Below are 26,258 nucleotides of genomic sequence, written 5' to 3'. Positions count from 1 at the left end.
GATCCCCCGCAGTCCACATACCGGCTCAGGTGCGCGCCGCCGCGTCATGCGTCCTGGCTAGTGCTCTCGGCCTCGATGTCGATGTCCTGGCCGGCCCTGAAGAGCCGCTCGGCCTCGAGCTCCCGGGCAGCCTCCAGCTCGCGGGCTTCCTTGCGCGCGAGCCTCTCGGCGGCCTTCTGGGCCGCCTTCGCCTCGGCCGGCGACAGGTCGACCTCGTCCGCGATCCAGCCCTTGCCGTACTCCGACAGGTCCACCGGGCGCTCGATCTCGCCGGACCTGAGCGCGTGGTACTTCTCGTCCTTGTCCTTGCGGCGCTGGGCGGCCGGGCGGTCCTCCTCCAGCCGGTGGTCCTCACCACGCCGGGCGAGGATCTCCGCACCGGCCTGGACCTCCGGCGCGAAGTCGAAGACGACCGCGTTCGGGCCGTCGCCGATGATCACGTCGTCGCCCTCCATCGCGCCCAGCTCGAGCAGTTCGCGCTCGACACCGAGCCGGTTCAGCCGGTCGGCCAGGTAGCCGGTGGCCTCAGCGTTGCCGAAGTCGGTCTGCCGGACCCAGCGCTCGGGCTTCTCGCCCTGGATCAGCCAGCCGCCCTCCGGGGTCTTCCGGATCTTGAACTCGGACCCGCCGGTGGCCTGCGGCCGGATGATGATCCGGGTGGTGTCCGGCTTCTCGGCCTCCGCGCGCCGCTTGGCGACCAGCTCGGCCATCGCGAACTTCAGCCCGTCCAGGCCTTCGTGGCTGGCGGTCGAGATCGAGAACACCTTGAGGCCGCGCTGCTCGAGCTCGGCCGTCACCATCTCGGCGATCTCCTTGGCGTCCGGCACGTCCACCTTGTTCAGCGCGACCAGCCGCGGCCGGTCGTCCAGCCCGCCGTGAGCCTTCAGCTCGGCTTCGATCGTGTCGAGGTCGGTGAGCGGGTCACGGCCCGGCTCGTAGGTGGCGCAGTCGATCACGTGCACCAGCGCGGCACACCGCTCGACGTGCCGCAGGAAGTCGTGTCCGAGCCCGCGCCCCTCGCTCGCGCCCTCGATCAGGCCCGGTACGTCGGCGACGGTGAAGGTGGTCTCACCGGCCACCACGACGCCCAGGTTCGGGATCAGGGTGGTGAAGGGGTAGTCGGCGATCTTCGGCCGGGCCCGGCTGATCGACGCGACCAGCGACGACTTGCCCGCGCTCGGGAAGCCGACCAGGCCGATGTCCGCGACGACCTTGAGCTCGAGGACGACAGTGCGCTCCTCGCCGTCCTCACCGAGCAGGGCGAAACCGGGGGCCTTGCGGCTGGAGCTGGCGAGTGCCGCGTTGCCGAGGCCACCCTTACCGCCCTGGGCCGCGACGAACTCCGCGCCGGGGCCGACGAGGTCCGCCAGCACCTCGCCCTCCGGAGTACTGACGACGGTGCCGTCCGGGACGGGCAGTACGACGTCGCCGCCCTTGCTGCCGGCCTGGTGGTCACCCTTGCCCTGGGCACCGTTCGTGGCGGAGCGGTGGGCGGAGCGGTGGTAGTCGACCAGCGTGGTCAGGTCCGGTTCGACGCGCAGGATGATGCTGCCGCCGTCACCGCCGTTGCCCCCGTCGGGACCGCCGAGCGGCTTGAACTTCTCCCGGTGCACCGAGGCGCAGCCGTTTCCGCCGTTGCCACCGGTGACGTGCACCGTGACCCGGTCGACAAAGCTGGGGATCGCCATCGGTATCTACTTCCTGCTGAATCGGTTGCTGCTCTGACTGCCGTACTGCGGACCGCCGGTACCGCGCCGCGGTGGGAAACCGTTGCCGCGGTACCCCTTACACAGCCGAAGGGCGGGTCGCGCTATTCCGCGACCCGCCCTTCGGCAACTACTGCAAAGGCTTCGAAACTCCGGGTGGCGGTGTTACTCCGCCGGGGCCGGGACGATGTTGACGACGCGACGTCCACGACGGACGCCGAACTCGACCTTGCCCTCGGCAAGCGCGAACAGCGTGTCGTCGCCGCCACGGCCCACCAGGCTGCCCGGGTGGAAGTGGGTGCCACGCTGGCGGACGATGATCTCGCCGGCGTTGACCAGCTGACCGCCGAAGCGCTTCACGCCGAGCCGCTGCGCGTTGGAGTCGCGACCGTTACGGGTCGACGCTGCTCCCTTTTTGTGTGCCATGTCTGTCTCAGCTCACTTCTTCTTGGCGTCGATCGCGGTGACCTTGACCTGGGTGTAGTGCTGGCGGTGCCCCTGGCGCTTGCGGTAACCGGTCTTGTTCTTGTACTTGAGGATGTGGATCTTCGGGCCCTTGGTGCGGCCGAGAACCTCAGCTGAAACGGCCACCTTGGCCAAGGCGGCAGCATCGGCCGTCACGGTGTCGCCATCGACGACGAGGACTGCGGGCAACGACACCGTGTCGCCGACCTGATCAGTCAGGCTGTCGATCTCGATGACATCGCCGACGGCGACCTTCTGCTGGGTGCCGCCACTGCGCACGATCGCGTACACCGTGGATCTCACTCTCTGTTTGTTCGGAAGTCTTACGGGGCCTGCACAGACCTACTGCGGCCCACACAAAGGAGGCACGCGAGACGCGCGCCGAAGGACAAGAATACGGCGCGCGTCACGAGTGGGTCAAACCGGGGTGGACTCCAGCTCCGGAGCGCTCACTCCGGCGTCGGATTCGTTGTTGCCTGCATCACTGTCACCGCTGTCGTCCGCCTTGGCCCGACTACGGCCACCACGCCGGCGGCGAGTGCTGCCACCGCGCCCGGAACCGTTCTGCTGAGCCTTCTCAGCCCCAGCCTCGGCCTCGTCCCCAGCAGCACCCTCAGAGCCCTCCTGAGCCTGCGCTGCGGAAGCCTGGTCACCTTGCGAGTCGCCCTGCGTGCGCTCCTCGTGGGCCTGCCCGGCCTGCGAGTGGTCGTCCTGCGGGCGCTCATCCCGCGACTGGTCGCTCGCCGAGCGATCAGCCTGATCCTGCTCACCGGGCGAGTGGTCGCTCTGTGCCTGGTCGCTCTGTGCCCGGTCGCTCTGGGCCTCGGCGTTGGTGACGCTGGAGGCGGCGGCGATCTGGGCCAGGCGCTGGGCGGCGTCGTGGCTCTGCTGCTCGGTCTCGGGCAGCTCGTCCGGCCCGTCGCCACGACCGCGGCCCTTGCCACGGTTGCGGCTGCGGGAGCTCTTCTTGGCGCCCTCGCCGTCGGTCTTCTGGTCGGTCTGCGACTGCTGCTGCCCGCGGTTGCGTCCGTCGTCCTGCCGGCGGCGGGACTCCTTCGGCTCGTCGTGCAGGATCAGCCCGCGCCCACCGCAGTGGTCGCAGTTCTCGCTGAACGCCTCGAGCAGACCGGTACCGATCCGCTTGCGGGTCATCTGGACCAGACCCAGCGAGGTCACCTCGGCGACCTGGTGCTTGGTCCGGTCGCGGCCCAGGCACTCCACCAGCCGGCGCAGTACCAGGTCCCGGTTCAGCTCCAGCACCATGTCGATGAAGTCGATCACGATGATGCCGCCGATGTCGCGCAACCGGAGCTGCCGGACGATCTCCTCGGCCGCCTCCAGGTTGTTCTTGGTGACGGTCTCCTCGAGGTTGCCGCCGGAGCCGGTGAACTTGCCGGTGTTGACGTCGACCACCGTCATCGCTTCGGTCCGGTCGATGATCAGCGAGCCACCCGACGGCAACCAGACCTTACGGTCCAGCGCCTTCTTGATCTGCTCGTCGATCCGGTAGTTCGAGAAGACATCGCCGTCGCCGGCCCACTTCTCCACCCGGTCGGCCAGGTGCGGAGCGACGTACGAGACGTACTCCTTGACCTGGTCGTAGGCGTCGTCGCCGGAGATGACCAGCTTGGTGAAGTCCTCGGTGAACAGGTCGCGGACCACCCGGATCAGCAGATCCGGCTCGCCGTGCAGCAACTGCGGCGCCTGGCCGGACTTCGACTTCTTCTCGATGTCCTCCCAGTACGACTGCAGCCGGCTGACGTCGCGGGTCAACTCGTCCTCGGTGGCGCCCTCGGCCGCGGTGCGCACGATCACGCCCGCCTCGTCCGGGACGATGTCCTTGAGGATGCCCTTCAGCCGGTTCCGCTCGGTGTCGGGCAGCTTGCGGCTGATGCCGCCGTTGCCCCCGCGCGGCACGTACACGACGTACCGGCCGGGCAGGCTGATCTGGTTGGTCAGCCGGGCGCCCTTGTGGCCGATCGGGTCCTTGGTCACCTGGACCAGGACCGCCTGGCCGGACTTGAGCACCGACTCGATCTTGCGCGGGCCGTTGCCGCCGCCGAGCGTGTTCCAGTCGACCTCACCGGCGTACAGCACGGCGTTGCGGCCCTTGCCGATGTCGATGAACGCGGCCTCCATGCTGGGCAGCACGTTCTGCACCCGGCCGAGGTACACGTTGCCGATCAGCGAGACCTGCTCCTCCTGGGCGACATAGTGCTCGACCAGGACGTTGTCCTCGGAGACGGCGATCTGGGTCAGGTCGCCGCGGGCGCGGATCACCATCGTCCGCTCGACCGACTCGCGCCGGGCCAGGAACTCGGCCTCGGTGACGATCGGCGCGCGGCGGCGGCCGGCGGCGCGGCCCTCGCGGCGGCGCTGCTTCTTCGCCTCCAGCCGGGTCGATCCCTCGACCGCGGTGATCTCGTTCGAGATGGTCTTGCTGCGCGGCTCACGGACCCGCACGACGGTCTCGTCCGGGTCGTCCGGCGCCGAGCCCGGCTCCTCGCCCTTACGACGGCGACGGCGACGGCGGCGCCGCGACGAGGAGCCGGGGCCCTCCGTCTCGTCCTCGGACTCACCGGACTGGTCGTGCTCGTCGGTGTCGTCCTGCTGGTCGTCGGACTCGTCCGAGTCCTCTTCCTGCTCTTCGGCGCTGTCGTCGGAACCGTCGGCGTCACCGGACTTGCGGCGGCGACGGCCTCCGCGGCGACGGCGACGGCGACGCGTGCCCTCGCCGCCCTCTTCGCCATCGTTCTCGTCGGCTTCCGCGGCGTGGTCCTCGTCAGTGTCTTCGTCAGCCTCGGTATTGCGGGCTTCCTCGAGCACCGGCTCGGCACGGTCTGCCGCTACTTCTTCGGCATCCCGGCTGCGACGGCTACGGCGACGACGGGTGCTGCTCGGCTGCTCGTCGGCAGCGACCTCAGTCGTCTCGGCGATGACCTCAGGCGCGTCGGTGACGGCCGTCTGCTCGTTCGCCGCGGTCTCAGCCGCGCCGGAGCGCCGCCTGGTACGCCGGCCGGAGGGTGCCTCGGCAGGAGTGGCCTCGACCGGGCTGGTGGCTGCAGCCTGGGCAGGAACGTCAACCGGCGCCTGGAACAGAACCGCCGCGGCGGCAGGTGCACGGCGACGACGCCGCGAGCCACCCTCAGCAGGCTCAGGCTGAGCGGAGTCGCCCTGGGCGTTGGTCTGGGCAGCAGCCTCGGCGGCAGCGGCCTCAGCGGCGGCGGCCTCTGCGGCGGCGAGCTCTTCCTCGGTCAGCTCCTTCTCGGGGACGTCCGCGGAAGCCACCGGGCCATCGCTGACCGGGTTGTCAGTGGTCAGCAGGTCGGCCTGCGGCGCGGCCGCGGCCTTCTTGCTGGTCCGCCGACGAGTCGTCTTCTTGGCCGGCGCGGCGGAGGCGTCGGAGCCACCCTGAGCGGCCGAGTCGGCGCTGGACTGCACCGGGCCCGCGTCGGCGAGGCTGGTCGACCCGGCGGCGGCGTCCACGGCAGTGGCGTCGTCGGAGGCGTCGAGCAGGCTGTCCTGGCCGCTGTTGCGGGCGGCGGCCTTCTTGGCCGGGCGCTTGGCGGCGGCCTTCTTCACGGTCCGCTTGGCGGCCGCCTTCTTGGCCGGGGCAGGCGCCGGATCGGCGGCCTCGGCGTCTGCTTGCGTGCTGATCGCGGTTTCGGCGTCAGCGGGGGCGGTCTGCGCAGCGGCCTTCTTGGTCGTGCGCTTGCGGACCGTCTTCTTGGCAGCGGCCTTCTTGGCAGGCGGCTGCGTGGGGGCGGCGACAGCCGATTCGGCTGCCTCGGTGATGTTCGGCTCGTTGTCGAGCATGCAGTGCGGGTCTCCTCAGGCCCTCCGGCGCATCCTGCGACCCCTGTCACGGGTCCGGCGCAGCCAGAAAGCGGTCTCGGTCTCGCCGATCCCGGAGTGTTGCCGGTCCGGCGGAAGCCATCTGGATCCGCTCCCCCGGCGCTCGTCAGGGCGCAGATGGAGCGGCGGCGTCGCCCTCCGCTACATGCGTCTGGTGGTCGACCGCCTGGCCGGTCGCGTTCGCCTGGGTGGCGTCGCGGTCACGAGCGAGCGGATCGTCCACAGTGCCGGTGGCCGCGATGAGCGGGCCCTGGGCGAGCCTGGTCAGAAGAGCCGGGCCCGTCACCGGAAGCGTCGCTACTTCGAGCACGCCGGCGAGAACGTCGTCGGGTCTCACGGCCGGGGTTCCGTGCCGTAACACCACTTGCAGTATCGCACACGTCTCAACCCGCGCCGGTTCACTGCCGACCGCGAGTCGGAGAACGGCGTCCCGACAGTCGAACGAGCGAAGACCCCGCTTGGTCATGCGCTCGACCATAATTTCCTCCCGGGCGAGGAACGCCCCGACCGCCTGCTCAGCCTGAGCCGGATCCACGCCGGGCAACGCGATCAGCCACTCACTGGCCTCCAGTTGCTCGGCCAGCGAACCGGGACCCGCGGTCACCACCTCAAGGATGTCCAGCCCCGCCGGAAGCGCCTCGTCCAGGTCCGCGCGGACCCGCTCGGGGTCACGCTCGTGTGTGAGCGAGATCTCCAGGTATTCCGCCTCCGAGGCGGCCCCGGTCGGCGCGGCACCGGCGTACGAGATCTTCGGGTGCGGACTGAAGCCGTGCGAGAAGGCGACCGGCAGCTCGGCGCGCCGGACCGCGCGCTCGAAGGCGCGCTGGAAGTCGCGGTGCGAGGTGAAGCGCAGCCGTCCCCGCTTGGCGAAGCGGATCCGCAACTTCTGCACGGCGGGAAGCTGCTGGGACGGCGGAGCCTGAACTGGTGCCACGAGCGCCATTCTCGCAGCTCCCCCGCCCCTAGCTCACATCCGCGGACCTCCCACCGCCAGGACCCCCGCTCACGCCAGAGGCGCCCGCGGGTTCAGGATCCAGCTCACCGAGGCGGCTCCGCCCCTGGGCGCGGGGTTAGCCCACTGCCCTACCAGTGGGCGAACGCTTCCCGCAGGGGTTAACCACCGCCGTCGCTGAGCGAACTCGCGGACCCAGACGATCGAGCCTCGGTTGCCACCGCGAGGACGGTGTCGATGAGGTTGGGGAAGCGGGATTCGAGGTCGGTGTGGCGGAGGGTGGTCCAGCGGCGGTTGCCTTCCTCGCGCTGGTGGATGACACCGGCTTCGCGGAGGACGCGGAAGTGGTGGGTGAGCGTGGACGGCGCCACCGAGACCGGGAAGGTGCCGCAGGCGCGCTCGACGTCCTCGCGCAGGGTCCGGACGATCGTCAGCCGGGTCGGGTCCGCGAGGGCGTGCAGGACCTCGTAAACGGTCAGGTCCCCGGCGTCGGGGTGGACCAGCGCGGGGCGCCGCGAGTTCGCCATCAAATTCCTTTCGACGATCGTCGTACATGAGCGTAGCCTCGATCTCGACGTACGACGATCATCGAAAGGGATTCGTGATGCGCGCGCTGCTGTTCGACCGACCCGCTCCCGATGCCGGCGCCACCCGGGTGGCAGACCTGGAAAGCCCTCTCCCCGGGCACGGCGAGGTGGCGATCGACGTCCGGGCGGCGGGGGTGAACTTCATCGACGTGATGGCTCGGCGGGGTGATCCGGGGTACGCGACCGAGTGGCCGTTCGTGCCTGGGCTGGAGGTCGCGGGCACGGTTCGCGCGCTCGGCGCGGGCGTCGACGGTCCTGCGATCGGTACGCCGGTCGCCGCGTTCACGGGGTCAGGCGGGCTCGCGGAGGTCGCCGTGGTGCGGGCCGACCTGGTGGCGGTGATTCCGGAGGGCCTCTCGTTCGAGCAGGCGGCTGCCGCGCCGGGCACGCTCACCACGGCCGCGCTGCTCCTCAACCGCCTGCAGCCCGGCGAGTCGGTGCTCGTCCACTCGGCCGCGGGTGGCGTCGGTCAAGCGCTGGCGTCTCTCGCCCGACTGCGCGGCGCCGGCCTCCTCCTCGGCACGGTCGGCGGAGCCAGCCGGGTCCAGGCCGCCGAGAAGGCCGGGTACGACGCTGCGCTGATTCGTGGTGACGGGTTGGTCGAGGCTGTGCGGGAGCGGACCGGTGGTCGGGGCGTCGACCTGATCCTCGATCCGCAGGGCACGGAGTGGATCGACACCGATCTGGAGCTGGTCGCGCCAGGCGGACGGATCGTGTTGTTCGGCAATGCCAGCGGCACCCCGCTTGCTCCCCTGGCGCTCGGACCGCTCTTCGGCGGCAACGCGTCGGTCGGGGGGTTCAGCATCCGTGGGTACTCCGCCAAGGCACCGCACCTGGTGGCTGCGGCCCTAACGGATGTGCTCGGCAAGCTCGCACAGGGCGCGCTGACCGTTGACCCGACGGTTGTCGACGGCCTCGACCGCGCCGCCGAGGCCCAGCAGGCGTTGGCGGACGGCCGCGGCAACGGGAAGTACGTCGTACGGCTCTAGGGCTGGGCGGCGGACTTGCCGGTTAGGTAGAGGGACCAGGCGAGGAGGCCGAAGGCGACTGTGCTGAGGACGGATCGGATCAGGTTGTAGGAGCGCCAGCGGGCCTCGTTGAACGCGGTGCGGGCGGCGGTGACGTCGATGGTGTCGGGGTCACCGGCCGCCTTGAGCGCGTCGTTCAGGGGGACGTTGACGGCGATCGTGATGATCACCGTGACCAGGTTGAGCACGAAGGCGATCGCGATCCACGCCAGCGCGTCCTCCCCGAGGCTGAGCAGCCCGGCGACGAGCGTGAGAACAAGGGAACCGAGAAACCCGAGGCCCAGGAACAGCGGGTTGAGGATCGCCCGGTCGACCGCCTGGAACGCCCCCACGAAGGTCTTGTCGTCGGTCTTCCCCAGCCCAGGCATGAAGGCATTCGAATAGATCACGTACACCCCGGCCATGAGCCCGGTGGTGAGGGTGGCCGCCAGCAGGACGGCCATTCGCAGTCCATTCATGTCGCCGTCCTCAGAGACCCGCGCACTGGCCTGCGCGCGGACCGGAGACCTGGTTCGGGGCTTGCAGGTTGACCGGGGCGGTGGTGTTGGAGGTGCAGTCGAGCGGGCCGTTGATCTTGTTGCCGGCCAGGACTACGGGCTCGGCGGTTCGGGCGCCGGTGACCGAAACCGAGCCGCTGACGGTAGTCCCGACCAGTACTGCGCTCCGAGTCGTGCCGTCCAGTGAGACCGGGCCGTTGATGGTGGCCCCCTGCAAGCAAGTGACGCCGGAAGCCACTACCAGCGAGCCGTTCCGAACCCCGGTGATCGTGGTCGTGCAAGTCGGGGCCGGCCGTAGCAAGGTGACCGCGAACCGGCGCGGGGTACCGATGTTGCCGGAGGCATCGATGGCGCGGTACTCGACCTGGTGCCGGCCGTAGCCGGACGGGACGTCGTCCCAGGGGACCACCCGCGGGACGCCGAGCTTGCCGTAGACGAGCTGGTCGATCTCGGTGCCCTCGGCGGTGAAGCGGAACGGGGCGTTCGCGTCGGTCGGCCAGCCGTAGTAGTTGTACCAACCGTCCCCGTCCACCCGGAACTCCGGCACGACGTACCCGGTGCTGTCGTCCGTGGCCTTCAGGCCCATTGTGAAGGCGTCGTTGTAGATGTACTCCGGGCCGGAGGGCTTCTGCACCTTCAGGAGGGGCTTGGAGAGGGTGGAATCCACGGTCGGTTCGACGCCGTCGACCTGCCAGGTGAGGGTGTCGCTGCCGACCGAGGCGGTCAGGGTATGGCGTCCGGTCAGGTTCAGCGGGGCGAGGGCGAAGTCGCGGTCGTTCCCCGGGTTCGCCACCACGCTCCCGTCAACCCGCCACTCGACAGCAGGCTGAGCGGAGTCGGACTGCGTCGTCTCCACGTAGACCACCTCGTCCGCGTTCACCGGGTGATCCGTCGAGGTCGATGTGGTGAAGATTGCCTCATCGGCGGCGGAAGACGGGGCTGCGAGGGTGGGGTTGATGGTCCAGGTGCGGGTTGCGGTCAGGGCGGTGGAGGCTCGGACCGCGGGGTCTCGGACGAAGGTTGTGGGGTCGACGATTTTGGCTGTCAGGGTGTGGGGGCCGGGGGGCAGGGTGAGTGAGCCTAGGTCCACCGCGCGGCTGTTGGCGGTGTCGAGGGAGGTGCCGTCCAGGGTCCAGGTGACGGTTAGTTCGTGGCTGGCGGGGTGGAGGGTTTGGAGCCAGACGACCTGGTCGGGCGCGACCTGGCCGGCGGGGGTGCTGGACTGGAAGAGGGCGGCTCGGGACGAGATGCGCTGGGTCATGCGCTCGCGGGAGACCTGGTCGAAGTAGTAGCCGAGGACCTTCATCATCGAGTGTTTGCTGGGGCGCCAGACACCCGAACCGGCGTACATGCCGGCCTCGAAGCGGGCGATCTTGCCGCCCGACTCGCTGTCCTCGCCGAGCCAGCGGAACCACTTCTTCTGCTGGTCGAGCAGCTGCTGCTCGGTCAGCAGCGTGTGGTGGATCGAGCTGGGCTCCGGACCCTGGTACGGCGCGCCGCGCTCGCCGCGGGCGTAGTAGTCGTACTCGTCCTGGAGTCCGCCGAGCGAGTGGCCGAGCTCGTGCGGGGTGATCAGCGCGGACAGCGCGTTGCCGCCGGACGCGGTGGCGTAGGTGCCACCGGCGCCGCCGTAGGTGTCGCTGTTGCCGATAGCAAGGATCTGCCGGTTCGACGCGGTGGTGCCGGGCACCAGGTCGGCGTACTGGCCGGCGGCGGTGGAGCTGACGGTCAGCAGGCGCTGCACGCTGCCCGGGTTGCAGCCGCCCCAGAAGCCCATCTGCAGCGGGGTGTCCACCTTGGGCGAGGTGAGGTCGGGGTCGCAGTCGACGCCGCTCTCGGGCGAGGCGATCTCGACCGCGTAGACGTTGACGTAGTTGCGGTACGACTTGAACGGCTCGATGCTCCAGAGCACGTTCAGGTGCTTGTCCACCTGCTCGCGGAACTTGGGCAGCTCGGCCTCGGTGTACCCGTCACCCATCACCACGAGGTTGAAACGCGACGACGCCGGGCCGGTCACCTGCAAAGGCACCACGGTCGCGGCGCCCGCGGCGGCGTTCACCGTGGAGGTGGCGGCCGGGTCGGCGGAGATGCCCGAAGCGGAGGCAGCGGAGTTGGCGGTGGATGCACCCGCGGCGAGCGGAAGGCCCGCGGCTGTCGCGGCGGCGACCGCCAGCATCGCCGTCAGGCGCCTCGTCCTGAAACCAGTCCTCACAACCCGGCCCTCCCCAGCTCCAGCGCCCCGGTGCGGCTCGCGACGAGCCCGCCGTGAGAAGCCTACGAAGATGCCGCCGGGGTTGTCAGCGCTTCCCGCGCGGCGAACCGCCAGCCGGCAGGCGCGGCGGCGGGGCGTCGTACGGCATCATGAGGGCTCGGGGAACTTGAGGAAAGGACATCGATGACGGAACCGGCGCAGTCGCCGCGAGCCGAGCCGGAGCGGGTGGACCCGGTCGACGACGGCGACGGTGATGGCAAGGGCATCTACTGGGTGCTGAAGAACGTGCTGCTCGGCCCGCCGGTCAGGCGCATCTTCCGGCCCAAAGTGGAGGGCGCCGAGCACATCCCGGCACTGGGACCGGCGATCATCGCCAGCAACCACCTGTCCTACGCCGACTGGATCTTCATGCCGCTGGTGGTCCGCCGCCGGGTCACCTTTGTGGCCAAGTCCGACTACTTCACCGGCGCCGGGGTCAAGGGCCGGTTCCAGCGCGGTTTCTTCAAGGGCACCGGCCAGGTGCCGATCGACCGGTCCGGCGGCTCCGCGTCCGAGGGCGCCATCCGGGCCGGCATGAAGGTGCTGGAGCGCGGCGAGCTGTTCGGCATCTACCCCGAGGGCACCCGCTCGCACGACGGCAAGCTCTACAAGGGCCGCACCGGTGTCGCCCGGCTCGCGCTGGAGGCCAAGGTCCCGGTGATCCCGTGCGGGGTGATCGGCACCGACGTGGTCGCGCCACCCGGCAAGGTGGTCGCCTCGATGGCGTCCCCGACGATCAAGTTCGGCGAGCCGCTGGACTTCGCCCGGTACGACGGGATGGAGGGCGACCGGCTGATCCTGCGGGCCGTCACCGACGAGATCATGTACAAGATCATGGAGCTGTCCGGCCAGGAGTACATCGACATGTACGCCACCAAGGCCAAGATGCTGGAAGGCCGGGCGACCACCGGCGCCCCCAAGAAAGTCCGTAAGACGGACACCTGATCCAGAGGGTGAGACACGTGGCGCTAGGCTGGGAAACCGTGACCGGACCGATCGCTTACCAGGGTGAGCCAGGCGCCAACTCGGCGATGGCCTGCACCGAGATGTTCCCGGACCGCGAGCAGCTGCCCTGCACGACGTTCGAGGACGCGCTCGAGGCGGTCAGCACCGGCCGGGCCGGGCTGGCGATGATCCCGGTGGACAACTCGATCGCGGGCCGCGTCGCGGACATCCACCACCTGCTGCCGGACTCCGGGCTGCACATCATCGGCGAGTTCTTCCTGCCCATCCACTTCCAGCTGATGGCCACCCCGGGCACCTCGATCGAGTCGATCAGGACGGTTCGCAGCCACGTGCACGCGCTCGGCCAGTGCCGCAAGATCATCCGCGAGCACGGCTGGTCGACCGTCGTCGCCGACGACACGGCCGGCGCCGCCCGCGAGATCTCCGAGCTGAAGGACCCGACCGTCGCGTCGCTCTCGCCGGTGGCCGCGGCCGGGCTCTACGGACTGGACATCCTGGCCGAGGACGTCGAGGACGAGCACCACAACACCACCCGCTTCCTGGTGCTGTCCCGCGAGCCGCACGTGCCGCCGGTCGGGTCCGGCCCGATCATCACCAGCTTCGTGTACCGCGTCCGCAACGTGCCGGCCGCGTTGTACAAGGCGATGGGCGGCTTCGCGACCAACGGCGTCAACATGACCAAGCTGGAGAGCTACCAGCTCGGTGGGTCCTTCTTCGCGACCCAGTTCTACGTCGACGTGGAAGGTCACCCGGAGGACCCGAACGTGGCGCTCGCCCTGGAGGAGCTCGCCTTCTTCTCGGTCGAGGTCCGGCTGCTGGGCGTCTACCCGGCGCACCCGTTCCGCGAGCAGATCGCCGAACCGGTCGCCAACCGCGCCCTCCGCCCGCACCACTGACGCGCCGGCGAAGGACCAACGGCCGTTGAGGTTCTACGTTGGGCCTCATGGAGGTCGTGGGAGTCGACGAGGCGGATGAGTTCCGGCGGGCTTTCGGCATACTGGCGTCGGTCGCCGCGGAACGGGAGTTCCCGACGCTGATGCCTGTCGATGAGGCACTCGTACTGCTGCAGTCGCCGCCCGCGGACTACCGCTTCAGCTGCTTGGCATCGGTCGAGGACGGCGAGGTGATCGGCGCGGCCTGGCTGACCTGGCCGCAGTCCGAGAACCAGCAGCTGGTCGTCGTCGATCTCGCCGTCGTACCGACTCACCGGCGCCGCGGCGTCGGGTCGGCCCTGCTGCATGCGGTCCGGGTCCGGGCGCGGGACGAGGGCCGGAGCGCGCTGCTCGGCGAGACGTTCAGCCCGTACGGCGCTGAGGTGGGCTCGGGTGCGGCGTTCGCGGCGAAGCGAGGTTTCGTCGCGCAGTTCGCTGCCCTGCACCAAGTGCTCGCCTATCCGGTGAGTGGCCTCGCCTCGCAGGCTGCTGCCGTGGCCGAGCATCACCGCGACTACGAGCTGATCAGTTGGCCCGGGGCCTGCCCGGAGGACTACCTCACGGAGTACTGCGGGCTGCTCAGCCTCGTGGACGAGGAGGTCCCGCTCGACGACCTGGAGATGCAACCCAAGCGCTGGACCCCCGAGCGACTTCGAGCGGCCGAGGAGCATCGCCGTACCCAAGGGCACTTCGGCAGTACTACGGTCGCGGTCGCGGCGGACGGGTCACTCGCCGGCTACACCGAACTGACGGGGTCACCGCAGCAGCCAGGACGGCTCAACCACCCTCGTCCGGCCGGAACACCGCGGCCACCGCCTCGGCCTGGCGCTCAAACTGACCAACCTCCAGGCCCTCCAGTCCGCCTTCCAGGACCCCGCCACGATCCACACCTGGAACGCCGAGTCCAACGCCCCGATGATCGCCGTCAACGACCACCTCGGCTTCCGCCCGATCGAGCACCAGCACGTCTGGCACTCCCCCGCCTGACTCGCACGTCCGAGGTCTCCCGAAAATCACCGGCGGCAAGTGGGTGCCGGCCCGTAGGGTCGCCGGGTGGACATCGTGACTGTGGACGGGCGGGACGCCGCGACCTTCGAGCGGTTCTTCCAGCTGAGGGACGACGTACGGCGGACGGAGCAGGAGTTTCCGGCCGGGCTCGGGCTGGAGGAGGCCAAGGTGTTGTTCGCGGGTGAGCACTCGGACATGCGCGTCGACGGGATCGGTCTGGTCGACGGCGACACGTGGCTCGGGATCGCCTGGCTCGACTGGTGGCTGCAGGAGAACACCCATCTCGTCGACGTCGAGCTCGCCGTGGCCCCGCAGTACCGGCGTCAGGGAGTCGGGAGCCAACTCCTCGAGATCGTCGCGGAGCGGGCGCGGCAGGAGGGGCGGCGGTTGCTGTCGGGGATCGCGCTGGGCGATGCCGAGACCGGTGAGAGCGCCGGTACTGCGTTCGCCGTCGCGCATGGGTTCGTCCGCAAGCACGTGGATCTGCACCAGGTGATCGAGTTGCCGCTGCCAGCGGAACAGCTCGACAAGCTGGAGCGAGAGGTGCCCGGGTACCAGATCCTGCAGTGGCGGGAGCACATGCCAGAGGAGTGGCTGGAGGAGTTCGCCGACGCGCTCAGCGCGATGACGGTTGACGTGCCGACCGGAGAGTTGCAGCTAGAGGCGACCCAGTGGACGCCCGAGCGGATCCGCGAGGCCGAGGCCCGCCGGGTGAAGCAGGGCCGGACCTGCCACACCACCGTGGCGGTCGCCGAGGACGGGCGGCTCGCGGCGTACACGCAGATGGGCGGCGCGGCCGGTACGCCGGACCGCCTCTACCAGTGGGACACCTTCGTCCGGCCGGAGCACCGCGGCCGGAAGCTCGGCATGGCCGTCAAGATCCCGAACCTCCGCTCGCTGCAGGCCGAGCTCGATCAGCCGGCCGTGCTGCACACCTGGAACGCTCCGAGCAACGCGCCGATGATCGCGGTCAACGAGCACCTCGGCTTCCGTCCGGTCGCCCAGCGTTCCAACTGGGAACGCGAGCTCTAGACGCGGCGAGGGCCCGCTCTAAGCGAAGGTCCAGTCCGGATAGGACTTCTGGAGCACCCCGCGGTGGTCGGACCAGTCCGCGTCGCGGCGGGCCGGGTCGAGCGGGTCGGGATAGCCGCCGGAGAGGCGGTAGCCCCAGGTGAAGGCGGCGACCGGCACGAGCGAGCGGGTACGGACCACGTCCGGCGCGATCACCAGGAAGGTGTCGGCCCGCCAGACCCCGTCCGGATGATCGGGATTCGCGGGCGCGTCGAAGAACGTCGGCAGGTGCCCGTAGCTGAACAGCGGGCTCGCCTCGGCGTGGAACGGCAGCGCGTCGACGGACACCTGCCCGTCGAAGTCCCGGGTGGCCAGCTGGACCCAGCCCATGATCGCGTTGATGCCCTGCCCGTGGTAGCGCAACGTCGCCGTACAGATCGGGAAACCACGGAAGGACTCGGCGACCAGATCCGGGACGAGAAGCTGGTGGCCCGACGCCCAGGGGTCGTCGTTGGCCACCACCCGGACATTGACCAGTCCGCGTTGACCGCGTACTTCGAACGGCACCGACAGCTCTCTGCGCATCGCACCCTCCCAGGGGACTCCTGCTGCAATTCTCCAACGTGGACAAAGGAAACGGTGGAAATCGACTACCCGGGTCCGTGGGGTTGTGCACCGGCGGTGACGAGAGGAAGGTAGAGCACGAGCAGCGTCTTGGGGGCAGCCTGTTCGGTGGGGGAAGACGGCCGGCGCCGTCTTCGGCTGGTACGTGGGTCTGGGGGATCTGGGAAGCGTCCCGGTCCGGGACCATGGGCACGCGTTGGCGACAGCGCCGCGGCCGGGTTCCGTCCTGCTCCGTTCGCCCCTGCCTGAGCAAGGGGGAGAGATGCCGAGAAAGGCCAACGGGAGAGCGGACAAGACCGAACGGGCCGGCGACAACGGAATGCCGGGTGGCGCGATGCCGTCCGGCGGCGGTCAGTCGGAGAACGGGACGCCGGCCGGGTACCAGCCGACGTCGACGACCTCGACCGGCCCGGCGATGAGCGGCTCCCCGGGTCCGGGAGGCTCCGCGATGAGCGGCGGAGGAGGCGGCGGCGCCTCGATGACCGGCGGCGGTGGCGGCGCCGGTATGAGCGGCGGTGGTGACGACCACTACGTTGAGCAGCCCACACGCCGGGAGTGTGGCGTGATGGACGTGCACCGGCGACTGCTGTCGACGTCGGCCGAGTACGTCGCGGCCCGGTCCGCGCTGGAGAACGCGACCGCGCTGTACCTGGCCAGCAGCCAGCGGTTCGACGGGGTGGCTCAGGTCGACGTTGTCGTGCACGTGGTGTGGAACAACGCCACGCAGAACATCTCGCAGGCGCAGATCGACAGCCAGATCGAAGTGCTGAACCGTGACTTCCGGGCCACCAACACCGACGTCGGCATCGTCCCGGCCCCGTTCACCGGCCTGGTCGCGGATCCCCGGATCGAGTTCCACCTGGCCACGACCGACCCGAACGGCAACCCGACCACAGGTGTCACCCGGACGCAGACGACCCGGACGTCGTTCAGCACCGACGACGCGATCAAGTCTTCCGCGACCGGCGGCATCGACCCGTGGCCGGCCGACAGGTACCTGAACATCTGGGTGGGTCAGCTCGGCGGCGGCCTGCTCGGCTACGCCCAGTTCCCGGGCGGACCGGCCGAGACCGACGGCGTGGTCATCCTGCACAGCGGCTTCGGGACCAACGGGACCGCGGCGGCGCCGTTCGACCTGGGCCGGACGACGACCCACGAGATCGGGCACTACCTGAACCTGTTCCATATCTGGGGCGACGACGGCTCGGGCTGCAGCGGCAGTGACGAGGTCGGCGACACCCCGAACCAGGGCGGACCGAACTTCGGCGTACCGACGTTCCCGAAGCTGTCCTGCAACAACGGGCCGAACGGCGACCTGTTCGTGGACTACATGGACTACACCGACGACCGCGGCATGGTGATGTTCACCAACGACCAGGTGGCCCGGATGGAGGCCTGCCTGGACACCGTGCGGAGCAGTCTCAACCAGGGCACGGGGGCCGTCGCCGCGATGTCGGAGCCGGCTGGTCCGGTGGTCTCGTGGAGCTCGGGCCGGCTGGACGCGTTCGTCGTCGGCACCGACAAGGCGATGTACCACAAGTGGTACGACGGCGGCTGGGGACCGTCCGTCGGCGGCTACGAATACATGGGTGGTGTCTGCATGAGTGCTCCCGAAGTCGCGTCGTGGGGTCCGGGCCGGCTGGACGCGTTCGTGCTCGGCACCGACCACGGGCTCTACCACAAGTGGTACGACGGCGGCTGGGGGCCGTCGGTCACCGACTACGAGCCGCTCGGCGGGGTCTGCACGAGCCGGCCGCGGGTGGCCACCTGGGGACCTGACCGGCTGGACGTCTTCGTCACCGGAACGGACCGGGCGCTGCACCACATCTGGTGGGACGGCACCGCGTGGTCCGGGTTCGAGAGTCTCGGCGGCGTCTGCCGGGGCGAGCCCGAGGTCGTTGCCTGGGGCCCGGATCGGCTCGATGTCTTCGTCCTCGGCATGGACAGCGCGGTCTACCACAAGTCGTGGGACGGCACCGCGTGGTCCGGGTTCGAGAACCTGGGCGGCGTCTGTGTCGGTCCCCCGACCGCGGTCTCGTGGGGGCCGAACCGGCTCGACCTGTTCGCCGTCGGCACCGATTCCGCGCTGTACCACAAGTGGTCCGACGGATCGTCGTGGTCGGCGGACTGGGAGAACCTGGGTGGCGTCTGCGCGAGCGCGCCGACCGTCGTCTCCTGGGGTCCGGACCGGCTCGACGTGTTCGTGCTCGGCACCGACTCGGCGCTGTACCACCAGTGGTGGGACGGGAGCGCCTGGTCCGGGTTCGAGTACATGGGCGGGGTCTGCGTCGACCAGCCGCGGGTGACGTCGTGGGCGGCGAACCGGCTCGACGTGTTCGTGGTCGGAACCGACAGCGGGCTGTACCACAAGTGGTGGGACGGGAGTGCCTGGGGACCGTCGACCACCGAGTACGAAGCGCTGGGCGGCGTCATCACGGATTTCAAGCTCGACCAGCCGGCCCCCGACAAGGTGCCGGCGGATCTGCACTCGCCGACGCAGTACTCGACCGGCAACCGGGCGGTGATGAGCTGACCACCCAGCCACAGGGACGCCCGGACCGAGGTACCGCGGGCCGGGTGGACCCGGCCTTGCTGGACGGGCGGTGGACGCATTCCTCGGAGGAGGACCACGACGGTGTGAGCGTCTACCGCCGCGAGGACTTCGCCTTCCCGCCGGCTCGCGGCCGGCGGGGGGTGGAGTTCCGCCCGGACGGCACCTTCGTCGAATGGCTGCTCGGCCGCGGCGACGCGCCCGAGGCGGCACAGCCCGGCCGCTGGCAGCCGACGGGCACGGTCAGTCGCGTCTCAGGTGCGCCCGGCCGGGTCGTCGCGGCCACACCCGATCGGCTCGAAATCGCTTGGCAGGAGTGAGATGAGCACCAGCAAACCCGTTCGGTACCTCGTGGTGCCGACCGCCGAAGCCGCCGACGGCGCGAAGTCGGCCAGCGTCGGCGACAAGACGATCCTCTGGTGCCCGGCCGAGGAACACCTCGGCCGGGCTTCCCGGACCGCCCCCGGCCTGCTGCTCGTGACGCAGGTCGGCCGCACCTTCCAGGACGAACACCCTGACGTCACCCCACTGCTGGACCACGGCCGCCACCTGGTGATCTCGGCCGCCGACAAACCCACGCGCCGGTCGAACAACTGCTGGCGCGTCGAACCGCTCCGCCCGGGCCTGGTGGTCGACGTACCGGTCATGCCGCCTGCGCGGGTGGATCCTTCGGTGGCCCAATTGCTCAGCGCGTTGTCGCCGACCTCTTACCAGGCGGACCTGACCTGGCTGGCGAGTCTGCCGACGAGGCACTCGCTGAGCACCTCGTTCACCGCCGCCGTGGACTTCGCCGCGGCGCGAATGGTTGCCCTCGGCTACACCGTGACCCGGACGCCGATCACGGTCGGCGCGGGCCACTCGGAGAACCTGATCGGCGATCGCGCCGGCACCGCACCCGGTCCGCGCGGACTCGTGGTCATCACCGCGCACCTCGACTCGATCAACCTCGCGGGTGGTCCGGCCGCCAGTGCACCCGGCGCCGACGACAACGGGAGCGGTTCGGCCGGAGTACTGGAACTCGGGCGGCTGATCGCGACCCGGACCTGGCAGCACGACGTACGGCTGATCCTCTTCGGTGGTGAGGAGGAAGGCCTGCACGGCAGCAAGCAGTACGTCGCCGCGCTGCCGCCTGCCGAGCGGGCGCGGATCCGCGCGGTGCTGAACATGGACATGATCGCGAGCAAGAACACCGCGACGCCGACGGTGCTGCTGGAGGGCGCGGCGGTCTCGTCCGGCCAGATCGCCAACCTCGCGGCCGCGGCGGACAGCTACACGGGGCTCAAGGTGGAGACCTCGCTGAACCCGTTCGCGAGCGACCACGTGCCGTTCATCAACGCGGGCATCCCGGCGGTCCTGTCGATCGAGGGAGCGGACAGCGCGAACGGCCACATCCACTCGGCCTCGGACACGTTGAACTTCCTCGACTGGTCGCTGGCCGCGGAAATTCTCCGGATGAACGCGGCCGCGCTCGTCGGCTGGCTCGGAGGCGTGGAAGCCGTTCGGCCCAGACCCGCGGGACCAGTGGTGTCGTGGGGTCCGGGGCAGCTCGACGTGTTCGTCGTCGGCGCGGATGCCGCATTGCACCACAAGGCCTATGACGGCTCCTGGCACGACTTCGAGTCTCTTGGAGGTGTCATAGGGCGTGTTGGTGGACCCTGAGCAGTCGCGAGCAGGTGCTCGGTGCGGTAGCTCGGCGTGCTGGAGTGAAGGCCTCGATGCTTTTCCATCATGGCCTTTGCTCCAGTGCGCCGAGGTGCCGTGCCGAGTGCCGCGCAGCACGCTCAGGGTCCACCAACACGCCCTAAGCTAACGCCGGTGACGCATCTTGACTGGAGTGGTTGCCTGAACACGCGCGATCTCGGTGGACTGCCGACCCGGTACGGCGCGACGACGCGCGCGGGGGCGGTGATCCGGACGGACTCCCTGCACCAACTCGATCCCGACGGCCTGGTGGCCTTCCATGCACTCGGGGCCGGGTTGGTCCTGGATCTGCGCTCGGACTGGGAGATCGACGAACCCCACCCGCTCGAGGCCCACCCGACGTACCGGCGGATCCCGTGGATCGACACGGTCCGCGAGGCCGAGCGGGTGCGGGCCGATGAGCCGCTGATGGCTGACGTCTACCGCGGCAGCCTGGAGCGGAACCAGGGGCAGATCGTCCAGGCGTTGCGAGCCGTCGCCGAGGCTCCGGAGGATGCCGCTGTCGTGGTGCACTGCCGCGCGGGCAAGGACCGGACCGGGCTGTTGATCGCCTTGCTGCTGGAGCTGGTCGGAGTACCTCGTGCGGTGATCGCGGCGGACTATGCGATGAGCGAGGAGAGGCTCGGAGTCCTTGCTGCGTTGGAGAATCACCCTGGTACCGAGGAGGAGCGAGCGGCGGCCGCAGTACTTGCGAGGACCTTGCCGGAGACGATCCTGGACTCGCTGGATCACGTCGACTCGCAGTACGGCGGAGTGCGGGCTTACCTGGCTGCGTGCGGGCTGACGGCTGGGGAGATCCACCGGCTGGCGACGCGGTTGGTGGACGTGCCGATCGAGGCGGTGGTGTTCGACTTCGACGGACTGCTGATGGATACCGAGACCACGCTGGTGGAGAGCTGGCGGGCCGAGTGGCAGTGGCACGGGCTGGAGCTCGATGTGGAGGACGGGTTCTTCCCGGGGCACGGCGGGGACACCCTGGAGATGCACGACGAGAAGCTGGCCGCCGCGGTGGGGCCGGGGTACGACAGGGAGAGGAGCCAGGCGCGGCGGCTCGCTCACCGCGATGAGCTGCACCGGACGCTGGACTTCCGGCCGGGGATCCACGAATGGTTGCGGGAGGCACGTGAACTCGGGCTGCGGATCGCCATCGCGAGCAGTTCGGCGCGGCCGTGGGTGGTCGGGCATCTCGAGCGGGTGGGAGCTGTCGGGCTGTTCGACCTGATCGTGACCGGCGACGAGGTGTCGATGCACAAGCCGGATCCGGAGATCTACCTGTTGGCGTTGAAGCGGCTCGGACTGGATGGTGCGTCGGCGGTGGCGATCGAGGACACCGCGCACGGGGTGGCAGCGGCGGCCGCGGCCGGGATGGCGACGGTTGCGATTCCGAACCCGTTCGTGCTCGCGGAGGCCGTCGGGCAGGCCGATCTGGTGCTCGGCCTCGCTGACGAAGTACCGCTCAGCGAGGCCCTGCTCAAGCTTTCTGTGAAGGCCTGATTACCCGGTCTGTTTCTCAGACGACGGAGAGTGGGAGGAGCTTCTTGCCGGTGGGGCCGATCTGGATCTCGGTGCCCATCTGCGGGCAGACGCCGCAGTCGAAGCACGGGGTCCAGCGGCAGTCCTCGACCTCGATCGCGCCGTCCTCCTCGAGGGAGTCCTGCCAGTCCTCCCAGAGCCAGTCGCGGTCCAGCCCGGAGTCCAGGTGGTCCCAGGGCAGCACCTCGGCGTACTCACGCTCGCGGGTGGTGTACCAGGCGAGGTCCACCGGCTCGTCGGCGAGCGCCGTCTCGGCCGCGCCGATCCAGCGCTCATACGAGAAGTGCTCGCTCCAGCCGTCGAACCGGCCGCCGTCGCGCCAGACCTGCTCGATGATCCGGCCGACCCGGCGGTCGCCGCGGGACAGCAGGCCTTCGATGATGCCGGGCTTGCCGTCGTGGTACCGGTAGCCGATCGCCTTGGCGTACTTCTTGTCCGAGCGGATCGCGGCGTTCAGCTTGGCCAGCCGCGCGTCGGTCTCCTCGACGCCGAGCTGCGACGCCCACTGGAACGGCGTGTGCGGCTTCGGCACGAATCCGCCGATCGACACGGTGCAGCGGATGTCGTTGCGGCCGGACACCTCACGGCCGGTGGCGATCACCCGCTTGGCCAGGTCGGCGATCGCGAGCACGTCCTCGTCGGTCTCGGTCGGCAGGCCGCACATGAAGTACAGCTTCACCTGCCGCCAGCCGTGGCTGTACGCCGCCGCGACCGTGCGGATCAGGTCCTCCTCGCTGACCATCTTGTTGATCACCTTGCGCATCCGGTCAGAGCCGCCCTCGGGGGCGAAGGTCAGACCGCTGCGCCGGCCGTTGCGGGAGAACTCGTTGGCCAGCGTGATGTTGAAGGCGTCGACCCTTGTCGACGGCAACGAGAGCGAGACGTTGCTGCCCTCGTACCGGTCGCCGAGGCCCTTGGCGACCTCGGCGATCTCGCTGTGGTCGGCGGAACTCAGGCTGAGCAGGCCGACCTCCTCGAAACCGGACTGCTTCAGGCCGTTCTCGACCATGTCGCCGATCGTGGTGATGCTGCGCTCCCGCACGGGGCGGGTGATCATCCCGGCCTGGCAGAAGCGGCAGCCCCGCGTACAGCCGCGGAAGATCTCCACGGAGTACCGCTCGTGCACGGTCTCGGCCAGCGGGACCAGCGGCTTCTTCGGGTACGGCCAGGCGTCCAGGTCCATCACCGTGTGCTTGGCGGTCCGCCACGGCACGCCGGGCTTGTTCGGCGCGACCCGCTTGATCCGGCCGTCGTCGAGGTAGTCGACGCTGAAGAACTTGGGGATGTAGACGCCACCGGACGCGGCCAGCCGCATCAGCACCTCGTCGCGCCCGCCCGGGCTGCCTTCGTCCTTCCACTCCCGGATCACGTCGGAGATGGCGAGCACGATCTCCTCGCCGTCACCGAGCACCGCGGCATCGATGAAGTCGGCGATCGGCTCGGGGTTGAACGCGGCGTGACCACCCGCCAGCACGATCGGGTCCTCGTCGCCCCGGTCCACGGCGTACAGCGGGATGCCGGCCAGGTCGAGCGCGGTCAGCATGTTCGTGTAGCCGAGCTCGGTGGAGAACGACAGCCCGAAGACGTCGAAGGCGCGCACCGGCCGGTGGCTGTCGAGGGTGAACTGCGGGATCTTGTTGTCCCGCATCACCTGCTCCATGTCCGGCCAGACCGAGTAGGTCCGCTCCGCGAGGGTGTGCTCGCGCTCGTTCAGCACCTCGTACAGGATCTGGACACCCTGGTTCGGCAGGCCGACCTCGTACGCGTCCGGGTACATCAGCGCCCAGCGGACGCTCACGGAGTCCCAGTCCTTGCTGACCGAGTTGAGCTCACCGCCCACGTACTGGATCGGCTTCTGCACACCCGGCAGCAGCGGTTCCAGGCGCGGAAACAGAGATTCAACAGTCATCACAGAACTTCCGGTCAGAGGTCAGAGCGCCTACCAGCCTAACGCCGCCGACCGGCCAGCTCCGCCATCAGGTGCGGACGAGAGCCCGGTCTGCGATGAATGCGCGCCACTCCGCGTCCTGCTCCGGCGAGAACTGGTCCTTCGGCAGCGTCATCCCGCCAGCGGCGACGACCCTGAGGCTCCAGTCGTTCTTGTCCTCCCTGATCGACCGCACCGCGCTCCAGGCGATCTGGAGCGTGGTGATCGCCGTCGCCACCTGAAGGTGGTCGTCGCTGAGCGTGTAGGTGTACACCCGACCGAAGGTGCGGCCCCAGACGCGGTACCTGATGAGCGCGATCAACTCCGGTCCCAGCAGGAACAGCACGCCGATGAGCATCAGGGTCAGGTCGTAAGCCAGGAGCCCCCAGACGACGTACGCCAGGCCGAGCAGTCTGACCAGCAAACCGGCATGGTGGAGCTGTACACGCACGTTCCGCGTCCGCCGGCCGAGCGTCAGCTCGACCACGATGGTGATGTTCACTCCGGTCCTCTCCTCCGCCGACCACCCCAGTCAGCCGCCGCAGCCTATCGCTGAGTGAGGGCTGATTCAGGTGAGGTGGGTGAGGAGGAGGGGGCTGGTGCGGTCGGGGTCGGAGTAGGTGACCAGGTGGGCGGCGTGGTCGAGGACTTCCAGGTGGGCGCAGGGGATCTGGGCGGCCAGCGGGATGACGGTTTCCGGTGGGATGGAGGTGTCGGAGTCCGCGGTGGCGAGCAGAACGGGCGCGGTGATGTCGGCCAGCTTGTCGCGCAGATCCATCGCACCGAGTGCCTCGCAGCAGGATGCGTACCCCTCGTCCGAGGTGTTCAGCAGTTGCTGGCGGATCGTCTCCACCTCGGCGGGGTGGGCTTCGACGTACTCCGGGAGGAACCAGCGGGCCAGGGTGGGCTCGACGATTGCCTGGGTGCCCTCGGCGCGGACCTGGGCGGCCCGGTCGATCCACATCTGCTGCCCTGCTGCCGGGTACGCCGGCGGGCAGAACAGGGCGAACCGGTGGAACCGGTCCGGGGCGTTCTCCGCGAGCCACAGCCCGACCGCCCCGCCCAGCGAGATCCCGACGTACGACGCCTTCTCCACGAGCAGCTCGTTCAGCAGGTCGACGACGTCTCCGCCGAGGTCCTCGATCGAGTAGGGCCCGAGCGGCGCCTCGGACTCACCATGGCCGCGGTGATCGAAGGCGACCACCCTGAACCGCTCCGCCAGCACGTCCAGCTGCGGAGCCCACATCGCGTGCGTCGTACCGAGCGACGAGCCGAGCAGAACCACGGGCGCGTCCTCGGGACCGGTGATCTCGTGATGGAGTCGCATGAGCCCACCCTACGGAGATCTGAGGGTTTCAGGGCGGCCATCTGGGGAGCAACGCAACTCAGGCCGCCATCACCCCAGACGACACCACCACCGAAGTACTCCAATCCGCCGCCTCGGCTCGATTCGCCGTACCGGTCTTCTTCGGGATCCGGTTGATAGCCTGCGGCGGCGGCTGAGTTAGGAGTGGTTGTGGTTGTGGGTGTGCCGGGGATGGACCGGGTCGTGGAGTTGGCGACGGTTGTGCGGAGTGGGTTTATGGAGAGCCGGCACTTCGGGGTGGCGCTGGCTGTGGATCCGGGCGGTGAGGTGGTGTTCGCGGCCGGGGATGTTGAGGCGGTGTTGTTGCCGCGCTCGACCGCTAAGCCCTTGCAGGCCGTCGGGTGCATTGTCGCGGGTGCTGAGCTCAGTGATGAGGACACGGCGATCGCGGCCGGGAGTCACACCGGCGAGGATCGGCACGTTGCCCTGGTCGATGGGATGTTGAAGGCCGCGGGGCTTGATCGGGAGGCGTTGTGGTGTCCGCCGGATCGGGCTCAGGACGAGCCCACTCTGTTCCGGTTGATTGCCGAGGGCATCGGGCCGGAGAAGGTACGGATGAACTGCTCGGGCAAGCATGCCGCGATGCTCAAGGCGATGGTTGCCCACGGCGACGATCCGAAGGATTACCTCGACCCGCAGTCTCCTGTCCAGCGAGTGATCGCGGCCGAGATCGAGCGGTTGACCGAGTCGTCCACCGGCATCGTGACGGTCGACGGTTGCGGCGCTCCCCTGCTGGGGATGCCGTTGCGTGGGTTGGCGCTCGCCTTCAGCCACCTGGCCACAGCCGACGCCGGTACTGCGGACAACCGGGTGGCTGAGGCGATGCGCCGGTACCCGGAACTCGTGGGCGGCAAGGGACACCAGAACAGCGAGGTGATGCGTCTGCTGCCGGGGGTGATCGCGAAGGGCGGCGCCGAAGGGGTGATCGGGATGGCGACCCCCGACGGCCACGCCGTCGCCGTAAAGGTCATCGACGGCAACCCACGAGCCACCACCGCCCTCGGCCTCACCCTGCTGGAGAAATGCGGGTACGACGTGTCCGCCGCCGACGAACTCCGAGCCCTGCCAGTCCTCGGCGGCGGCAAGCCGGTCGGCCACATCACCCTGACGATCTAGCCCGGCCGATCCCCCAGGTCCGGGCCGATCCCCAGGTCCGCGGCCGATCCCGGCGTCGGCTGACGGGATGTTCGCTGACTGCCGTCCTATAGAGCCTGTTGAGAAATGGGTGTGGCGGTGGTGTGGGTCACCGGGTGGGCGTTCGAGTATTGGGTATGGCGAATTCGTATCGGCCGGTTGAT

General features: G+C 69.5%; 22 protein-coding genes and 1 pseudogene. 10 read left to right on the top strand and 13 right to left on the bottom strand.

The genetic code is table 11. The annotated features are described in order from the left end of the window. Window positions 1-44 precede the first annotated feature (44 nt). From obgE to EV644_RS41160, 6 genes are all read right to left on the bottom strand, one after another. Window positions 45-1,688, bottom strand: a complete 1,644-nt coding sequence (obgE, locus tag EV644_RS41185; protein WP_132196668.1) for a GTPase ObgE — start codon at window positions 1,686-1,688, stop codon at window positions 45-47. 183 nt (window positions 1,689-1,871) lie between these two features. Then, the gene (gene rpmA / locus EV644_RS41180) at window positions 1,872-2,132 is read right to left on the bottom strand and encodes a 50S ribosomal protein L27 (RefSeq protein ID WP_132196666.1); all 261 of its coding nucleotides are present in this window, start codon (window positions 2,130-2,132) and stop codon (window positions 1,872-1,874) included. Between the two features lie 12 nt (window positions 2,133-2,144). After that, window positions 2,145-2,462 carry a 50S ribosomal protein L21 gene (rplU, locus tag EV644_RS41175; RefSeq protein ID WP_131343919.1) on the bottom strand — a complete coding sequence of 106 codons (318 nt, stop codon included), beginning with the start codon at window positions 2,460-2,462 and terminating at the stop codon, window positions 2,145-2,147. 126 nt (window positions 2,463-2,588) lie between these two features. Beyond that, window positions 2,589-5,987, bottom strand: coding sequence for an Rne/Rng family ribonuclease (locus EV644_RS41170; protein WP_132196664.1), 3,399 nt, complete (start codon window positions 5,985-5,987; stop codon window positions 2,589-2,591). Between the two features lie 145 nt (window positions 5,988-6,132). After that, entirely contained in the window at window positions 6,133-6,960 is an 828-nt protein-coding gene (locus EV644_RS41165) for a TIGR03936 family radical SAM-associated protein (RefSeq protein ID WP_132196662.1), read from the bottom strand. Window positions 6,961-7,139: 179 nt separating this feature from the next. After that, window positions 7,140-7,505 (bottom strand): ArsR/SmtB family transcription factor, encoded by a 366-nt coding sequence (locus tag EV644_RS41160; protein ID WP_132196660.1) that lies wholly within the window; start codon window positions 7,503-7,505, stop codon window positions 7,140-7,142. A 26-nt stretch (window positions 7,506-7,531) separates the two neighbouring features. On the opposite strand from EV644_RS41160, the gene EV644_RS41155 reads away from it, so the two are divergent. Next, window positions 7,532-8,554, top strand: a complete 1,023-nt coding sequence (locus EV644_RS41155; protein WP_199240321.1) for a quinone oxidoreductase family protein — start codon at window positions 7,532-7,534, stop codon at window positions 8,552-8,554. Here the strand turns inward: EV644_RS41155 and EV644_RS41150 are convergent. Together EV644_RS41150 and EV644_RS41145 are read right to left on the bottom strand one after the other, a co-directional pair. Beyond that, a complete protein-coding gene (locus tag EV644_RS41150) occupies window positions 8,551-9,051 on the bottom strand; it encodes an anthrone oxygenase family protein (RefSeq protein ID WP_132196658.1) in 501 nt (166 codons plus the stop codon). The two genes, EV644_RS41155 and EV644_RS41150, sit on opposite strands and share 4 nt — an antisense overlap. Before the next feature lie 10 nt (window positions 9,052-9,061). Then, window positions 9,062-11,302 (bottom strand): M64 family metallopeptidase, encoded by a 2,241-nt coding sequence (locus tag EV644_RS41145; protein ID WP_241999394.1) that lies wholly within the window; start codon window positions 11,300-11,302, stop codon window positions 9,062-9,064. A 183-nt stretch (window positions 11,303-11,485) separates the two neighbouring features. Between EV644_RS41145 and EV644_RS41140 the strand changes: the two genes are divergently transcribed. From EV644_RS41140 to EV644_RS48025, 3 genes and pseudogenes are all read left to right on the top strand, one after another. Continuing rightward, window positions 11,486-12,286 (top strand): lysophospholipid acyltransferase family protein, encoded by an 801-nt coding sequence (locus EV644_RS41140; protein ID WP_132196656.1) that lies wholly within the window; start codon window positions 11,486-11,488, stop codon window positions 12,284-12,286. 38 nt (window positions 12,287-12,324) lie between these two features. After that, window positions 12,325-13,203 (top strand): prephenate dehydratase, encoded by an 879-nt coding sequence (locus tag EV644_RS41135; protein ID WP_132196654.1) that lies wholly within the window; start codon window positions 12,325-12,327, stop codon window positions 13,201-13,203. Window positions 13,204-13,250: 47 nt separating this feature from the next. Next, window positions 13,251-13,604: pseudogene (locus EV644_RS48025) on the top strand (GNAT family N-acetyltransferase); the annotation flags it as partial. 412 nt (window positions 13,605-14,016) lie between these two features. Here the strand turns inward: EV644_RS48025 and EV644_RS45795 are convergent. Next, a complete protein-coding gene (locus tag EV644_RS45795) occupies window positions 14,017-14,205 on the bottom strand; it encodes a hypothetical protein (RefSeq protein WP_199240325.1) in 189 nt (62 codons plus the stop codon). An 87-nt stretch (window positions 14,206-14,292) separates the two neighbouring features. Here EV644_RS45795 and EV644_RS41125 point away from each other — a divergent pair, with 87 nt between their 5' ends. Further along, window positions 14,293-15,279, top strand: coding sequence for a GNAT family N-acetyltransferase (locus tag EV644_RS41125; protein ID WP_241999393.1), 987 nt, complete (start codon window positions 14,293-14,295; stop codon window positions 15,277-15,279). An 18-nt stretch (window positions 15,280-15,297) separates the two neighbouring features. Here the strand turns inward: EV644_RS41125 and EV644_RS41120 are convergent, their stop codons facing one another. Continuing rightward, window positions 15,298-15,843: a hypothetical protein gene (locus EV644_RS41120; RefSeq protein WP_132196650.1), complete on the bottom strand. Its 546-nt coding sequence runs from the start codon at window positions 15,841-15,843 to the stop codon at window positions 15,298-15,300. Between the two features lie 301 nt (window positions 15,844-16,144). Between EV644_RS41120 and EV644_RS41115 the strand changes: the two genes are divergently transcribed. The 4 genes from EV644_RS41115 (at window position 16,145) to EV644_RS46960 (ending at window position 21,628) form a co-directional block, all read left to right on the top strand. Continuing rightward, a complete protein-coding gene (locus EV644_RS41115) occupies window positions 16,145-18,415 on the top strand; it encodes a DUF8189 domain-containing protein (protein WP_241999392.1) in 2,271 nt (756 codons plus the stop codon). 44 nt (window positions 18,416-18,459) lie between these two features. Beyond that, complete coding sequence (locus EV644_RS45790) at window positions 18,460-18,753, top strand: hypothetical protein (RefSeq protein ID WP_199234837.1); 294 nt, start codon at window positions 18,460-18,462, stop codon at window positions 18,751-18,753. Window position 18,754: 1 nt separating this feature from the next. Next, a complete protein-coding gene (locus EV644_RS41105) occupies window positions 18,755-20,092 on the top strand; it encodes a M28 family metallopeptidase (RefSeq protein WP_132196648.1) in 1,338 nt (445 codons plus the stop codon). Window positions 20,093-20,248: 156 nt separating this feature from the next. After that, entirely contained in the window at window positions 20,249-21,628 is a 1,380-nt protein-coding gene (locus tag EV644_RS46960) for an HAD-IA family hydrolase (protein WP_158293087.1), read from the top strand. Window positions 21,629-21,644: 16 nt separating this feature from the next. Here EV644_RS46960 and EV644_RS41095 read toward each other — a convergent pair whose 3' ends face one another. From EV644_RS41095 to pcaD, 3 genes are all read right to left on the bottom strand, one after another. Next, the gene (locus tag EV644_RS41095; protein ID WP_132196645.1) at window positions 21,645-23,576 is read right to left on the bottom strand and encodes a TIGR03960 family B12-binding radical SAM protein; all 1,932 of its coding nucleotides are present in this window, start codon (window positions 23,574-23,576) and stop codon (window positions 21,645-21,647) included. A 67-nt stretch (window positions 23,577-23,643) separates the two neighbouring features. Further along, window positions 23,644-24,096 (bottom strand): YcxB family protein, encoded by a 453-nt coding sequence (locus EV644_RS41090; protein ID WP_132196643.1) that lies wholly within the window; start codon window positions 24,094-24,096, stop codon window positions 23,644-23,646. A gap of 66 nt (window positions 24,097-24,162) precedes the next feature. After that, window positions 24,163-24,921, bottom strand: coding sequence for a 3-oxoadipate enol-lactonase (gene pcaD, locus EV644_RS41085; RefSeq protein ID WP_132196641.1), 759 nt, complete (start codon window positions 24,919-24,921; stop codon window positions 24,163-24,165). A gap of 210 nt (window positions 24,922-25,131) precedes the next feature. On the opposite strand from pcaD, the gene EV644_RS41080 reads away from it, so the two are divergent. Next, the gene (locus EV644_RS41080; protein ID WP_132196716.1) at window positions 25,132-26,076 is read left to right on the top strand and encodes an asparaginase; all 945 of its coding nucleotides are present in this window, start codon (window positions 25,132-25,134) and stop codon (window positions 26,074-26,076) included. The last annotated feature ends 182 nt before the right edge of the window (window positions 26,077-26,258 follow it).

It is taken from the genome of Kribbella orskensis (genome assembly GCF_004342085.1).
Classification (GTDB): Bacteria; Actinomycetota; Actinomycetes; order Propionibacteriales; family Kribbellaceae; genus Kribbella; species Kribbella orskensis.
This window is presented reverse-complemented; position numbering and strand designations above follow the sequence as displayed.

Bases quoted from the DNA above. Each gene is read 5' to 3' on its own strand.
- obgE (WP_132196668.1), bottom strand. From the start codon at position 1,688: ATGGCGATCCCCAGCTTTGTCGACCGGGTCACGGTGCACGTCACCGGT.
- rpmA (WP_132196666.1), bottom strand. From the start codon at position 2,132: ATGGCACACAAAAAGGGAGCAGCGTCGACCCGTAACGGTCGCGACTCC.
- EV644_RS41170 (WP_132196664.1), bottom strand. From the start codon at position 5,987: ATGCTCGACAACGAGCCGAACATCACCGAGGCAGCCGAATCGGCTGTC.
- EV644_RS41160 (WP_132196660.1), bottom strand. From the start codon at position 7,505: ATGGCGAACTCGCGGCGCCCCGCGCTGGTCCACCCCGACGCCGGGGAC.
- EV644_RS41155 (WP_199240321.1), top strand. From the start codon at position 7,532: ATGAGCGTAGCCTCGATCTCGACGTACGACGATCATCGAAAGGGATTC.
- EV644_RS41150 (WP_132196658.1), bottom strand. From the start codon at position 9,051: ATGAATGGACTGCGAATGGCCGTCCTGCTGGCGGCCACCCTCACCACC.
- EV644_RS41140 (WP_132196656.1), top strand. From the start codon at position 11,486: ATGACGGAACCGGCGCAGTCGCCGCGAGCCGAGCCGGAGCGGGTGGAC.
- EV644_RS41120 (WP_132196650.1), bottom strand. From the start codon at position 15,843: ATGCGCAGAGAGCTGTCGGTGCCGTTCGAAGTACGCGGTCAACGCGGA.
- EV644_RS41115 (WP_241999392.1), top strand. From the start codon at position 16,145: ATGCCGAGAAAGGCCAACGGGAGAGCGGACAAGACCGAACGGGCCGGC.
- EV644_RS41105 (WP_132196648.1), top strand. From the start codon at position 18,755: ATGAGCACCAGCAAACCCGTTCGGTACCTCGTGGTGCCGACCGCCGAA.
- EV644_RS41095 (WP_132196645.1), bottom strand. From the start codon at position 23,576: ATGACTGTTGAATCTCTGTTTCCGCGCCTGGAACCGCTGCTGCCGGGT.
- pcaD (WP_132196641.1), bottom strand. From the start codon at position 24,921: ATGCGACTCCATCACGAGATCACCGGTCCCGAGGACGCGCCCGTGGTT.
- EV644_RS41080 (WP_132196716.1), top strand. From the start codon at position 25,132: ATGGACCGGGTCGTGGAGTTGGCGACGGTTGTGCGGAGTGGGTTTATG.